Source organism: Streptomyces sp. NPDC058195 (assembly GCF_042883525.1).
Lineage (GTDB): Bacteria > Actinomycetota > Actinomycetes > Streptomycetales > Streptomycetaceae > Streptomyces.
The window spans coordinates 54,454-67,285 of record NZ_JBHVVM010000012.1 but is presented as its reverse complement, the minus strand read 5'-3'; the positions used below and the strand labels follow the sequence as shown (position 1 = coordinate 67,285).

Below are 12,832 nucleotides of genomic sequence, written 5' to 3'. Positions count from 1 at the left end.
GCGCGTCAGCGTGCCGGGCCCGGCACGGAGCGGTGGCCGCGGGCGCTCACCGCTCCGGCCGGACCCGGCCCCTCTCAGCGCCTCTCGGCCTTGGCGCTGCGCGACATCAGCTCACCCAGCGCGACCATCGGCGGCTTGCCCTCGTGGACGATGCCGACGACCGTCTCGGTGATCGGCATGTCGACTCCGTGGCGCCGCGCCAGATCGAGCACCGACTGGCAGGACTTGACGCCCTCGGCGGTCTGCTTCGTGACGGCGATGGTCTCCTGGAGCGTCATGCCGCGGCCGAGATTGGTGCCGAAGGTGTGGTTGCGCGAGAGCGGCGAGGAGCAGGTCGCCACCAGGTCGCCCAGGCCCGCGAGTCCGGAGAAGGTCAGCGGGTCGGCGCCCATGGCGAGGCCGAGCCGGGTCGTCTCGGCGAGGCCCCGGGTGATGAGCGAGCCCTTGGCGTTGTCACCGAGCCCCATGCCGTCGGCGATGCCGACCGCCAGACCGATGACGTTCTTCACCGCGCCGCCGAGTTCGCAGCCGACCACGTCGGTGTTGGTGTACGGACGGAAGTAGGAGGTGTGGCAGGCGGCCTGGAGGCGCCGGGCCACGGCCTCGTCCTGGCAGGCGACGACGGCGGCCGCGGGGCGTCGTTCGGCGACCTCCCGGGCGAGGTTGGGGCCGGTGATGACGGCGATCCGGTCCGCGGAGACCCCGGCGACCTCCTCGATGACCTCGCTCATCCGCTTCGTGGTGCCGAGTTCGACCCCCTTCATCATCGAGACGAGCACGGTGTCGGGGGCGATGTGCCGGGACCACTCGGCGAGGTTGGCGCGCAGGGTCTGCGAGGGCACCACGAACACGACGAAGTCGGCGCCGTCCAGCGCCTCGACGGCGTCCGTGGTGGCCCGCACCGAGGCGGGGAGCTCGATCCCCGGCAGGTAGTCCGGGTTGGTACGGGTCGTGTTGACCGTCTCGGCGAGCCCGGCACGGCGGCCCCAGAGGGTGACCTCACAGCCTGCGTCGGCGAGCACCATGCCGAAGGCCGTACCCCAGGAACCTGTTCCGAAGACGGCGGCCTTCACGGGCTGGGTCACTTGTGTCCCTCTCCTTCGGCCCTGCGTCGCTGCTCCGCGCGGGCCTTGCGGTGGTCGTAGGGGTGCTCGGGGGCCTTCTCGCCCCGCACGGTCTCCAGCTGTTCGGTGATCGCGGCCATGATGACCTCGGTCGCCTCGCGCAGGACCTCGGGCGTGGGCTCCTCACCGTAGAACCGGGAGAGGTCCACGGGCGGTCCTGCCTGCACCTGAAGGGTCTTGCGGGGGAACAGCCGGAGCTTGTTCTCCTTGGCGTACGGCGGCATGGCCAGGTTGGCACCCCACTGCGCGACGGGGATGACCGGGGCCTTCGTCATCAACGCGACGCGGGCGGCACCGGTCTTGCCGGCCATCGGCCACATGTCGGGGTCGCGGGTGAGGGTGCCTTCCGGGTAGAAGGCGACACACTCGCCGCGCTCGATGGCGTCCACGGCCGCCCGGAAGGCGTCCAGCGCGTTGGTCGATTCGCGGTACACCGGGATCTGTCCGGTGCCGCGCAGCATCATTCCGATAAAGGGGGTCTTGAAGAGCCCCGCCTTGGCGAGGAGTCTCGGCACCCGGCCGGTGTTGTACTGGAAGTGGCCGTAGGAAAGCGGGTCCAGATAGGAGTTGTGGTTGACCGCGGTGATGAATCCGCCGTCGGCCGGAATGTGTTCCATCCCCCGCCAGTCACGCTTGAACAGAACCACCAGCGGCGGTTTCGCGATGACCGCCGCCAGGCGGTACCAGAAGCCGATTCTGCGGCGGGACACTCGGACACCTTCCTCTAAGGACTTGATCTCTGCCTGGCTACCGAGGGTCAAGTCTCGCCCCAGGCCCCTGCTCTGTCGAGAACACCGTACGCCCCGCCCCCGCAACCGCCTCCCTGGGTTCGGGACCGGCTCCCCGGGTTCTCGTACCGGCAGGCGAGAATAGGCGGCGACGCGCACCGAGGGGGAGATCGCCACGAACACCGACCCGGCCGGGCCCTGGTCCCTGGTCGTCCCGCTGAAGCCCCTCGCGCTGGCCAAGAGCAGGCTGGCCCCCGCGGCCGGGCCGGTTCTGCGCCCCCGGCTCGCCCTCGCCTTCGCCCGGGACACCGTGGCCGCCGCCCTGTCCTGCCCGGTGGTGCTGGATGTGGTGGTGGTCACGGACGACCCCCGGGCCGGGGCCGCGCTCACCGCGCTCGGCGCGCGGGTGGTCCCCGACGAGCCCGACCGCGGGCTCAACGCCGCGCTCGCGCACGGCGAGCGGACGGTACGGGCCGGGCGGCCCCGGGCCGCGGTCGCCGCCCTGAACGCGGACCTGCCCGCGCTGCGGCCCGGCGAATTGGCCCGGGTGCTCAATTATTCCGCGGAATTCCCCCGCGCATTTGTGACCGATGCGGCAGGAATCGGGACAACATTTCTTTCGGCCGCACCAGGAGTGGAATTGCGGCCCGCTTTCGGCGGTCCGTCACGGGCCCGCCATCTGGACTCCGGGGCGGTGGAAATCAACCTGCCCGGCATCGATTCGGTCCGCCAGGACGTGGACACCGGCGATGATCTGCGGGCAGCGGTGGCACTGGGTGTCGGGGCGCATACGGCGGGGCACTGGGCCGCGGCGGCCTCCGGCCCCGACCGCCCGGCCATCGCCTAGGCTGGCGCCCATGCAGGCGACCTCGTACACCTACGACCCCGAGACCCGCTGCGGCAGTGTGCTGCTCGACGACGGCACCCCGGTGGACTTCGACGCCCATGCCTTCGACGCGGGCGGGCTGCGACTGCTGCGCCCGGGTCAGCGGGTGCGCATCGAGGGCACCGGCGAGGGCGCGGCACTGAGGATCACCCTGGTGACGCTCCAGACCTTCTGACAGAACGCCGCGGATCGCCTGGGCCGTCCGCGCGGCCCGTCACACCCCGCACACCGGCCCGCTCCATGATGCGCCGCGCTCCTGACGTCACTCCCGGCCGTCACGCCCCGCGCACGGGCACGCTCCGTCACGCCTCACGCGCGGGCGTCCTCCTCACAGCTCCCGCACAGACAACGCCCCGCGACAGCCCGCGGGCCGGGCTCCCCGAGGGGAGCCCGGCCCGGCGCGTGTGAGAAGCCCTTACGCTGCTCGGTCTCACTTCTTGCGCGCGGTGGCCTTCTTCGCCGTGGTCTTGCGCGCGGTGGTCTTCTTCGCGGGCGCCTTCTTCGCCGTGGCCTTCTTGGCGGGGGCGGTCTTGGCGGCGACGGTCTTCTTCGCGGCCGTGGCCTTCTTCGCCGCCGCGGTGGTCTTCTTCGCCGTGGTCTTCTTCGCCGCCGCGGTGGTGGTGGCCTTCTTCGCCGTGGCCTTCTTCGCCGCCGTGGTCTTGGCCGCCGTGGTCTTCACCGCGGTGGTCTTCTTGGCGGTGGCCTTCTTCGCCGTGGCCTTCTTGGCGGTGGCCTTCTTGGCCGCGGCCTTGGCCGTCGTACGCGTGGAAGAACCGCCCGAGAGGCTGCCCTTGGGCGCCTTCTTGACGGCCACGTCGTTCTTGGGGAGCTTCTTCGAGCCGCTCACCAGGTCCTTGAAGCCCTGACCCGCGCGGAAGCGGGGCACCGAGGTCTTCTTGACCCGCACGCGCTCACCCGTCTGCGGGTTGCGGGCGTAGCGGGCCGGGCGGTCGACCTTCTCGAACGAGCCGAAGCCGGTGACCGAGACCCGGTCACCGGCGACCACCGCACGGACCATCGCGTCGAGCACCGCGTCGACGGCGTCGGCGGCCTGCTGGCGGCCTCCGAGCTTGTCGGCAATCGCTTCTACGAGCTGCGCCTTGTTCACGTCTTCCCCTTCGGAGACATTGCCAGAACGAATGTGTTCAAGCGTTTTCGCACGTTAGGCAGATATATACCGCAAATCAAACACGAAACGGGCTAATCACCCTAGTGCCGCAACGAAGTCGGCTGCTGTGCAGTTCCGCAGAGTCAGTCACCTTCGGGGAATCGGCCCTCATCGAGGTCCTTCATCAACCGGTCCAGACGCCTTGCCGCGCCCGGGAGATCGTGCTTAGCCGCGGCCGTGATGGCCAACAGCTTCCGGGAGAGCGCCATCCGTACGCCCTCCGGGACTTGCAGTTCACGCACTCTTGTGTGCGCTTCCTTCAATTGGTCGGCGACTTGGCCGTAAAGCTTGAGTTGGCTGTCGCGTTCCATGCACCGATTGTGCCATCTGGGGCGAGTTGTCGCCCGACGGGGTCTCAACAAGCGACTGCGCCCCCTACCAGATGGCAGGGGGCGCAGTCCGGGAAACGTGCTGCTCAGGCTTGAATTGTACGCGGCTTGAAGGTCGGCCTTGCCGCCTCATAAGCCGCGATGTCCGCTTCGTTCTGAAGGGTGAGGCTGATGTCGTCCAGGCCGTTGAGCAGGCGCCAACGGGAGTTCTCGTCGAGCTCGAAGTCCGCGGTGACGCCCTCGGCGCGGACCTGGCGCGCCTCCAGGTCGACGGTGATCCCGACCGTGGGGTCGGCCTCGGCCAGCGCCCAGAGCGCGTCCACGACCTGCTGGTCGAGGACCACGGTCAACAGCCCGTTCTTCAGCGAGTTGCCGCGGAAGATGTCGGCGAACCGGGAGGAGATGACGGCCTTGAAGCCGTAGTTCTGCAGCGCCCACACGGCGTGCTCGCGGGAGGAGCCGGTGCCGAAGTCGGGTCCGGCCACCAGGACCGTGGCGCCCGCGCGCTCGGGGCGGTTGAGGACGAAGTCCGCGTCCTTGCGCCAGGCCTCGAAGAGCCCGTCCTCAAAGCCGTCCCGAGTGACCTTTTTCAGCCAGTGGGCGGGGATGATCTGGTCGGTGTCGACGTTGCTGCGGCGCAGCGGGACGGCCCGGCCGGTGTGCGTGGTGAAAGCTTCCATGATTCTCAGACTCCGGCGGGCGTACGGGCGTCGGACAGGTCGGCGGGCGAGGCCAGGTGGCCCAGCACGGCGGTGGCGGCGGCGACCTGCGGGGAGACCAGGTGCGTACGGCCGCCCTTGCCCTGGCGGCCCTCGAAATTGCGGTTCGAGGTGGAGGCGGAGCGCTCGCCCGGGGCCAGCTGGTCGGGGTTCATGCCGAGGCACATCGAGCAGCCGGCGTGCCGCCACTCGGCGCCCGCGGCGGTGAAGACCTTGTCCAGGCCCTCCTCGACGGCCTGGAGGGCGACCCGGACGGAGCCCGGGACGACCAGCATCCGTACCCCGTCGGCGACTTTGCGGCCCTCCAGAACGGCGGCCACGTTACGCAGGTCCTCGATCCGGCCGTTGGTGCAGGAGCCTACGAAGACGGTGTCCACGGCGATCTCGCGCAGCGGCTGCCCGGCGGTCAACCCCATGTACTCCAGGGCCTTTTCGGCGGCGTTGCGCTCCGAGGCGTCCTCGTACGAAGCGGGGTCGGGGACGTTGGCCGACAGCGGAGCGCCCTGGCCGGGGTTGGTGCCCCAGGTGACGAACGGCGCCAGCTCCGCGGCGTCGAAGACGACCTCGGCGTCGAAGACCGCGTCGTCGTCGGTGCGCAGCGTCTTCCAGTACGCGACGGCGGCGTCCCAGTCCTCGCCCTGCGGGGCGTGGTCGCGGCCCTTCAGGTAGTCGAAGGTGGTCTCGTCCGGGGCGATCATGCCCGCGCGGGCACCGGCCTCGATCGACATGTTGCAGATGGTCATCCGGGCCTCCATCGAGAGCTTCTCGATGGCCGGGCCGCGGTACTCCAGGATGTAGCCCTGGCCGCCGCCGGTGCCGATCCGGGCGATCACCGCGAGGATCAGGTCCTTGGCCGTGACGCCGTCGGGCAGTTCGCCGTCGATGGTGATCGCCATGGTCTTCGGGCGGGCCAGGGGCAGCGTCTGGGTGGCCAGCACGTGCTCGACCTGGCTGGTGCCGATGCCGAAGGCCAGCGCGCCGAAGGCGCCGTGCGTGGAGGTGTGGGAGTCGCCGCAGACCACGGTGGTGCCGGGCTGGGTCAGCCCCAGCTGCGGACCGACCACGTGCACGACGCCCTGCTCGACGTCGCCCAGCGGGTGCAGCCGTACGCCGAACTCCGCGCAGTTCTTGCGCAGGGTCTCCAACTGGGCGCGCGAGACCGGGTCGGCGATCGGCTTGTCGATGTCGAGGGTCGGGGTGTTGTGGTCCTCGGTCGCGAGGGTGAGATCGAGGCGCCGCACCGGGCGTCCGGCCTGCCTGAGACCGTCGAAGGCCTGGGGGCTGGTCACCTCGTGCAGGAGGTGCAGATCGATGAAGAGGAGATCGGGCTCACCTTCGGCGCGCCGGACGACATGGTCGTCCCAGACCTTCTCCGCGAGTGTCCTACCCATCGCTTTCCCTCCGGCCGGCGTCTTCGCCGGCCCAACTAGAGATTCGGTGCGCCGACGTCCGGACCCCCGAGCGGGGCGACGGCTGCGGGCCGTTGTGGGGCCGCACTCACAGGTTCGCAACTTCCGCCGATTATTGAACTTGCGTTTCACAGAGTGAGACGGGAGTATCGTCGTATGGACAACTCTAGCGGCGTAGGCGTTCTCGACAAGGCAGCTCTGGTATTGGGCGCCCTGGAGTCCGGTCCGGCCACCCTCGCCGGACTGGTCGCGGCGACCGGGCTCGCACGGCCCACGGCCCACCGGCTGGCGGTGGCGCTGGAACACCACCGCATGGTGGCGAGGGACATGCAGGGCCGTTTCATTCTCGGCCCCAGGCTGGCGGAACTCGCGGCGTCGGCGGGCGAGGACCGCCTGCTCGCCACGGCGGGCCCGGTGCTCACCCACCTCCGTGACATCACCGGCGAGAGCGCGCAGCTCTACCGCAGACAGGGTGACATGCGCATCTGCGTGGCGGCGGCGGAGCGGCTGTCCGGCCTGCGGGACACCGTGCCGGTCGGCTCCACGCTCACCATGAAGGCCGGCTCCTCGGCCCAGATCCTGATGGCCTGGGAGGAGCCGGAGCGCCTGCACCGCGGCCTCCAGGGCGCCCGCTTCACGGCCACGGCACTGTCGGGCGTACGGCGCAGGGGCTGGGCCCAGTCGATCGGTGAGCGCGAGCCGGGTGTGGCGTCCGTCTCGGCGCCGGTGCGCGGCCCGTCGAACCGGGTGGTCGCCGCGGTCTCGGTCTCCGGACCGATCGAGCGGCTGACCCGGCACCCGGGCCGGATGCACGCCCAGGCGGTCATCGACTCGGCGGCCCGGCTCAGCGAGGCCCTGCGCCGCAACGGCTGACGCGTCCCCCGCCCCTCCCCGGCCGCCCCAGCGTCGTGGCGGCCCCCTCCCAGCACCTCACTTCGCGCCCGAGCGGTGCGCGAGCCGGTCGGCGGCCCGGCGCCCCCGCCCCTCGACCGGCAGCACCCCCGTCGCCCCGGCGAGGCCGTGCACCGGCATGTCGGCGTAGATCGCCTCGTAGCCGCCCTCGGGGACTATGTACGTCTCGTGCCAGAGCCCCACGTGCCGCCGGGACGCGCGTTCCTTGCGGTTCATGACCGCCCAGGCCTTCCGGTGGAACATGTCGGGAGCGCTCGCGTAGGCGTACAGCTTCTCCTTCGACTCCCAGTACTGGACGACGTAGTACGTCCGCGGCGAGCCGGTCAGCAGCGTGTACCCGAGCAGTCCGCGCTCCTTGTCCCGGCCCAACTCCCGCAGCATGCGCAGCATCGCGCCGAACACCGGCATCCAGTGGTGCACACCCCGGAAGTGGTTGATGCGCATCCCGATGAGCAGCACCACCACCTCCCCCTCGGCCGCGGCGGTGGTCCGTCCCGGAATCGGTTTCGCGAACATGTCCTGCCCCCGGATTTCGTTGGAGAGTGGCACTATCCAATGATTGGATAGTGCCACTGCCCAAGAGGTGGCGCAAGGGAAGGCACGGCACATGCGGCTCTCGGAACTGAGCGAGCGGAGCGGCGTCAGGACCGCGACGATCAAGTACTACCTGCGTGAGGGCCTGTTGCACCCCGGCCTCCGCGTCACCGCCACCCAGGCCGAGTACGACGCGGGTCATCTGCGCCGGCTCCGTCTGGTGCGGGCCCTGATCCAGGTGGGCCGCCTCCCGGTGGCCACGGCACGCGAGGTCCTCTCCCACGTGGACGACGACTCACTGGGACGCACCATCCGGCTGGGCGCGGCGCTCTGGGCGCTCCCGCACGGCCCGGACGCCGACGAGCAGGCCCCGGAGACGGCGGCGGCCCGCGAGGCCGTGGAGCGGCTCCTGGAGGGGCTCGGCTGGGGCACCTCGCAGGAGATCGGCACCCTCTCCCCCGCGTACCGCTCACTGGTGTCCTCGGTGGCCACCCTGATCCGCCTCGGCTACCCCTGCGATGTGGACTACCTCACCGGACAGGCCCGCCTGATGCACCAAGTCGCCGTCCAGGACCTGGACATGATGGAGACGTACCCCACGGAGTCCGAGCAGGTGGAGGCGGCGGTCGCGTCGGCCGTGCTGTACGAGCCGCTGCTGACGGCGCTGCGCAGGATGGCACAGGAGGAGGAGTCGGCCCGGCGCTACGGCCTCTGACCGGCCGGGAGCCGGCGCCCTTCCCGGCCGGACGGGACGCCGGTCTCCGGTACAGCAGAAAGGCCCTCCGCCGAGGCGGAGGGCCTTAACTGTTTTTCTCTGGTACCCCCGACCGGATTCGAACCGGCGCTACTGCCGTGAGAGGGCAGCGTGCTAGGCCGCTACACAACGGGGGCTTGTTACTGCTTATTGCATTTCTGCGCTGGGCTACCAGGACTCGAACCTAGAATGACGGTACCAGAAACCGTAGTGTTGCCAATTACACCATAGCCCATGGTGTTACCCGTACCCCCGACCGGATTCGAACCGGCGCTACTGCCGTGAGAGGGCAGCGTGCTAGGCCGCTACACAACGGGGGCCCTAGCGATCCTGCATCGAGATCGTGGGTGCGACCCAGGTGATCTCGCGGGAAGGATCTGTACCCCCGACCGGATTCGAACCGGCGCTACTGCCGTGAGAGGGCAGCGTGCTAGGCCGCTACACAACGGGGGCTTGTTACTACTTGTTGCATTTCTGCGCTGGGCTACCAGGACTCGAACCTAGAATGACGGTACCAGAAACCGTAGTGTTGCCAATTACACCATAGCCCACCGGAAAACAACCCCTTACGGGGCTTTTGTTCCGATCACGCTTCCCGTTCGGATCTTTCGTCCCGCCCGGTCGGCGCAGAAAGAACATTACCCGAAGGTGTCCGACGCTCCAAAACGGGTATCGGCGAGCAGCAGTCCAGGCAGCTGGTCCAGCCCCTCGATACGGAGGAGTTCGGGCCGTCCGCCCCGGTCCTTGCGGTCCAGCCAGATCCCCCTCAGCCCGGCGGCGACCGCGCCCGCGGCATCGATGTCCGGCTCGTCGCCCACGTACGCGACCTCCCCGGGCGCCAGCCGCAGCGCCTCGCAGGCGGCGTGGAAGGCCCCGGCTTCGGGCTTGGAGACGCCGAGCTCGACGGCGCACACGACGGCCTCGAAGCGGTCCCGCACGCCGAGCACGCGCAGCTTGCGGTCCTGGTTGTGGATGCTGGAGTTCGAGAGCACCGCGTGCCGGTAGCCGTCGGCCAGCAGGTCCAGCACGGGCAGCACGTCCGGGAAGAGCTCCCAGGCGGCTTCGTAGTGGGCCGCGTGCCGGGCGAACCAGTCGTCGGCCTCCGCGTCCCCCAGCGGCCGCGCGACGAAGTCCCTGACCCGGCCCCTGCGCTGCTCGTGGAAGCCCACCTCTCCGGCGGCGAACCGTGCCCACTGCGCCTCGGTGATCGTCCGCCACGCCAGGAGGGCCTGCTCGACGGTCGCGTATCCGTCGGGCAGGCCCTCCTGTTCGAGCAGGCTGCGCAGGCCGACGTGGTCGGCCCGGGTGTAGTCAAAGATCGTGTCGTCGATGTCCCAGAGGACCGCCCGGATCGTCATACCGTCCAGCGTAGGGGCCCGTGACGCGTTCGTGGAGAGCGCGAGCACGGGAGGGGGCGGACGGGGCCTTCCGGCCCGTCCGCCCCCTCCCGTGGGGTGTCTGCGGTATTCCGCCGCCTTACGCGGCGAGCTTCGCCAGGGCCGCGTCGACGCGGGCCAGGGTCTTCTCGCGGCCCAGGATCTCCAGGGACTCAAAGAGCGGCAGGCCGATCGTGCGGCCGGTGACCGCGACGCGGACCGGGGCCTGGGCCTTGCCGAGCTTCAGGCCGTGCTCCTCGCCCGCGGTGAGGATGGCGTTCTTCAGGGCGTCCGCGTTCCACTCGGCGTCGGCCAGCTTGGCGCGGGCCGTGACCAGCAGGGCGTCGGAGCCCTCCTTCATCGCCTTGTTCCAGGACGCCTCGTCCGTCGCCGGCTCGTCCAGGAAGAGGAAGTCGACGTTGGCCGTGATGTCCGAGAGGACCGTGACCCGGGTCTGGGCGTGCGGGGCGATCTCCGCGAACCGCGCCGCGTCGAAGGCCTCCGGGGCCCAGGGGGCGAACGGGGCCTTCAGCCAGGGGCCGCACGCCTCGGTGAACGCCTTCACGTCCATCCGGCGGATGTGCTCGGCGTTGACGTGCTCGCACTTCTTCAGGTCGAAGCGCGCGGGGTTGGCGTTGACGTCCCCGATGTCGAAGGCGGCCACCATCTCCTCGACGGAGAAGATGTCCCGGTCCTCGGCGATCGACCAGCCCAGCAGGGAGAGGTAGTTGAGCAGCCCCTCCGGCACGAAGCCGCGCTCGCGGTAGAGGTTGAGCGAAGCCTGCGGGTCGCGCTTGGAGAGCTTCTTGTTGCCCTCGCCCATGACGTACGGGAGATGGCCGAAGGCGGGGGTGTCCTTGGCGATGCCCAGCTCGATGAGCGCCTTGTAGAGGGCGAGCTGGCGCGGGGTGGAGGAGAGCAGGTCCTCGCCCCGCAGGACGTGGGTGATCTCCATCAGGGCGTCGTCGACCGGGTTGACCAGCGTGTAGAGCGGGGCCCCGTTGGCGCGGACGATGCCGTAGTCGGGGACGTTCTCCGGCTGGAAGGTCAGCTCGCCACGGACCAGGTCGGTGAAGGTGAGCGGCTCGTCGGGCATCCGGAAGCGGACGATGGAGGTGCGGCCCTCGGCCTCGTACGCGGCGGTCTCCTCGGCGCTCAGCTCGCGGCAGTGGCCGTCGTAGCCGGAGGGCTTCCCGGCGGCGCGGGCGGCGTCGCGGCGGGCGTCGAGCTCCTCGGTGGTGCAGTAGCAGTGGTACGCGTACCCGCCCGCCAGGAGCTTGTCGGCGACGTCCTTGTAGATGTCCATCCGCTGCGACTGGCGGTACGGGGCGTGCGGGCCGCCGACCTCGGGGCCCTCGTCCCAGTCGAAGCCCAGCCAGCGCATGGAGTCGAGGAGCTGCTCGTAGGACTCCTCGGAGTCACGGGCGGCGTCCGTGTCCTCGATGCGGAAGACCAGGGTGCCGCCGTGGTGCCGGGCGAAGGCCCAGTTGAACAGGGCGGTGCGGACCAGGCCCACGTGGGGGTTGCCGGTCGGCGAGGGACAGAAACGTACACGGACAGGTGCGTTAACCACGCTTGATCACCTTGTTGGTGAGAGTGCCGATGCCTTCGATGGTGACGGCGACCTCGTCGCCGACATGGAGGGGTCCGACCCCCGCGGGGGTGCCGGTGAGGATCACGTCGCCCGGGAGCAGCGTCATGGCTTCCGTGATGTGGACGACCAGGTCCTCGATCGAGCGGATCATCTCGCTCGTACGGCCCAGCTGGCGTTGCTCGCCGTTGACCGTCGCCTGGATGGTGACGTCGCCGGGGTCGAGGTCGGTCTCCACCCAGGGGCCGAGGGGGCAGGACGTGTCGAAGCCCTTGGCCCTGGCCCACTGCTTCTCACGCTTCTGGGCGTCGCGGGCGGTGACGTCGTTGGCGCAGGTGTAGCCGAAGATGACGTCCTTCACGCGCTCGCGCGGGACCTCCCGGCACATGCGGCCGATGACCACGGCCAGTTCGGCCTCGTGGTGCAGCTCGTTCGAGAAGGAGGGGTACTCGATCGCGTCGCCGGAGCCGATCACCGAGGTGGTGGGCTTGAAGAAGGCGACGGGGACCTCGGGCACCTCGTTGCCCAGCTCCGCGGCGTGCTCCGCGTAGTTGCGGCCGATGGCCACGACCTTGTTGGGGAGCACGGGCGGCAGGAGCCGGACCTTGCTCAGCGGGACCTTGGTGCCGGAGAGCTCGAACTCGGCGTACGGAATGCCCTTGATGATGTCGAGGACGAGACCATCGGGCCCCTCGCCCTCGACGGCGCCGAAGGCGACATTGCCGTCGATGGAGAACCTGGCGATGCGCACGGGATGCTGTCGCCCCTCACTCACTTGCTGGCTGAAGACTGACGCTCCAGGCTAACGCGTTGCCCGGCGGGGATTGCCCCGATTTCGAGCGGCGCGGGCGGTGGCGGGGTGAGGGGGACGGCCCGGGGGCGGCGCCCTCGCTACTGGGCGGCCACGGCGGCGGCAGGGGCTTCCATCAGGATGGTGCGGCGGGGGTTGGCGGTCTGGCCCGGGAGCTCCACGGCGTGTTCCGGCCGCTCCGGCGTCCGCAGTTCACCGGCGTCCTTGAGGTGCGCCAGCGTGGTGCGGCGGGGGTTGGCAATGTTGCGGAACGTCATCGTCGTCTTCATCTGCCGTTCGGACCCTGTCGGTACGGGCGCCGCCCGGAGGGGCGCCGGTGGTCGGTTGTGCCATCCCAGTAAAGCGTCAGGCTAAACATCCAATTCCCGGCCGGAGCCCGGAAGAGACAACGATCATTGTGTGAGTTTGCTCACGACCGCGCACACAATTCACTCATTCCGGGCAGTCGATCACGCTGACAGAAAAGGACATTCCATCACTGAATCAACCAT

At 69.8% G+C, this 12,832-nt stretch carries 15 protein-coding genes and 5 tRNA genes; 4 read left to right on the top strand and 16 right to left on the bottom strand.

All coding sequences use genetic code 11. The features are described 5' to 3' along the window. Positions 1–74: 74 nt before the first annotated feature. Positions 75–1,085, bottom strand: coding sequence for an NAD(P)H-dependent glycerol-3-phosphate dehydrogenase (locus tag ACFVWY_RS17110; protein ID WP_389872602.1), 1,011 nt, complete (start codon positions 1,083–1,085; stop codon positions 75–77). Next, on the bottom strand, positions 1,082–1,834 hold the full coding sequence (locus tag ACFVWY_RS17105) for a lysophospholipid acyltransferase family protein (RefSeq protein WP_389872599.1): 753 nt from the start codon (positions 1,832–1,834) through the stop codon (positions 1,082–1,084). Before ACFVWY_RS17105 ends, ACFVWY_RS17110 begins: the two co-directional genes overlap by 4 nt. Positions 1,835–2,021: 187 nt before the next feature. Between ACFVWY_RS17105 and cofC the strand changes: the two genes are divergently transcribed. Both cofC and ACFVWY_RS17095 read left to right on the top strand, forming a co-directional pair. Beyond that, entirely contained in the window at positions 2,022–2,699 is a 678-nt protein-coding gene (gene cofC, locus ACFVWY_RS17100) for a 2-phospho-L-lactate guanylyltransferase (RefSeq protein WP_389872895.1), read from the top strand. 10 nt (positions 2,700–2,709) lie between these two features. Beyond that, entirely contained in the window at positions 2,710–2,913 is a 204-nt protein-coding gene (locus ACFVWY_RS17095; RefSeq protein WP_389872597.1) for a hypothetical protein, read from the top strand. A 255-nt stretch (positions 2,914–3,168) separates the two neighbouring features. On the opposite strand, the gene ACFVWY_RS17090 is transcribed toward ACFVWY_RS17095, so the two are convergent. The 4 genes from ACFVWY_RS17090 to leuC form a co-directional block, all read right to left on the bottom strand. Next, positions 3,169–3,846, bottom strand: a complete 678-nt coding sequence (locus ACFVWY_RS17090) for an HU family DNA-binding protein (protein ID WP_389872594.1) — start codon at positions 3,844–3,846, stop codon at positions 3,169–3,171. 143 nt (positions 3,847–3,989) lie between these two features. After that, positions 3,990–4,217: a hypothetical protein gene (locus ACFVWY_RS17085; protein ID WP_389872591.1), complete on the bottom strand. Its 228-nt coding sequence runs from the start codon at positions 4,215–4,217 to the stop codon at positions 3,990–3,992. Between the two features lie 104 nt (positions 4,218–4,321). Then, positions 4,322–4,915 (bottom strand): 3-isopropylmalate dehydratase small subunit, encoded by a 594-nt coding sequence (gene leuD / locus ACFVWY_RS17080; RefSeq protein WP_389872589.1) that lies wholly within the window; start codon positions 4,913–4,915, stop codon positions 4,322–4,324. A gap of 5 nt (positions 4,916–4,920) precedes the next feature. Then, positions 4,921–6,345 carry a 3-isopropylmalate dehydratase large subunit gene (gene leuC, locus ACFVWY_RS17075; protein ID WP_389872586.1) on the bottom strand — a complete coding sequence of 475 codons (1,425 nt, stop codon included), beginning with the start codon at positions 6,343–6,345 and terminating at the stop codon, positions 4,921–4,923. 174 nt (positions 6,346–6,519) lie between these two features. Here leuC and ndgR point away from each other — a divergent pair, with 174 nt between their 5' ends. Continuing rightward, positions 6,520–7,236 (top strand): IclR family transcriptional regulator NdgR, encoded by a 717-nt coding sequence (ndgR, locus tag ACFVWY_RS17070; RefSeq protein ID WP_389872583.1) that lies wholly within the window; start codon positions 6,520–6,522, stop codon positions 7,234–7,236. 57 nt (positions 7,237–7,293) lie between these two features. Here the strand turns inward: ndgR and ACFVWY_RS17065 are convergent, their stop codons facing one another. Next, positions 7,294–7,791: a DUF4188 domain-containing protein gene (locus ACFVWY_RS17065; protein ID WP_389872580.1), complete on the bottom strand. Its 498-nt coding sequence runs from the start codon at positions 7,789–7,791 to the stop codon at positions 7,294–7,296. Positions 7,792–7,882: 91 nt separating this feature from the next. On the opposite strand from ACFVWY_RS17065, the gene ACFVWY_RS17060 reads away from it, so the two are divergent. Beyond that, entirely contained in the window at positions 7,883–8,524 is a 642-nt protein-coding gene (locus ACFVWY_RS17060; protein WP_389872578.1) for a MerR family transcriptional regulator, read from the top strand. A gap of 100 nt (positions 8,525–8,624) precedes the next feature. On the opposite strand, the gene ACFVWY_RS17055 is transcribed toward ACFVWY_RS17060, so the two are convergent. From ACFVWY_RS17055 to ACFVWY_RS17015, 9 genes are all read right to left on the bottom strand, one after another. Further along, positions 8,625–8,700: transfer RNA gene (locus ACFVWY_RS17055), tRNA-Glu, on the bottom strand. 26 nt (positions 8,701–8,726) lie between these two features. After that, positions 8,727–8,798 (bottom strand) — tRNA-Gln (locus ACFVWY_RS17050). 12 nt (positions 8,799–8,810) lie between these two features. After that, positions 8,811–8,883, bottom strand: a tRNA-Glu gene (locus ACFVWY_RS17045). Positions 8,884–8,943: 60 nt separating this feature from the next. Next, positions 8,944–9,016 (bottom strand) — tRNA-Glu (locus ACFVWY_RS17040). A gap of 26 nt (positions 9,017–9,042) precedes the next feature. Further along, positions 9,043–9,114, bottom strand: a tRNA-Gln gene (locus ACFVWY_RS17035). A gap of 87 nt (positions 9,115–9,201) precedes the next feature. Beyond that, positions 9,202–9,921, bottom strand: a complete 720-nt coding sequence (locus ACFVWY_RS17030; protein ID WP_389872575.1) for an HAD family hydrolase — start codon at positions 9,919–9,921, stop codon at positions 9,202–9,204. 118 nt (positions 9,922–10,039) lie between these two features. Further along, positions 10,040–11,512, bottom strand: coding sequence for a glutamate--tRNA ligase (gene gltX, locus ACFVWY_RS17025; RefSeq protein ID WP_389872573.1), 1,473 nt, complete (start codon positions 11,510–11,512; stop codon positions 10,040–10,042). Further along, the gene (locus ACFVWY_RS17020; RefSeq protein WP_389872571.1) at positions 11,505–12,281 is read right to left on the bottom strand and encodes a fumarylacetoacetate hydrolase family protein; all 777 of its coding nucleotides are present in this window, start codon (positions 12,279–12,281) and stop codon (positions 11,505–11,507) included. The genes gltX and ACFVWY_RS17020 overlap by 8 nt, the downstream gene beginning before the upstream one ends. A gap of 140 nt (positions 12,282–12,421) precedes the next feature. Further along, entirely contained in the window at positions 12,422–12,610 is a 189-nt protein-coding gene (locus tag ACFVWY_RS17015; RefSeq protein WP_389872569.1) for a hypothetical protein, read from the bottom strand. Positions 12,611–12,832 lie beyond the last annotated feature (222 nt).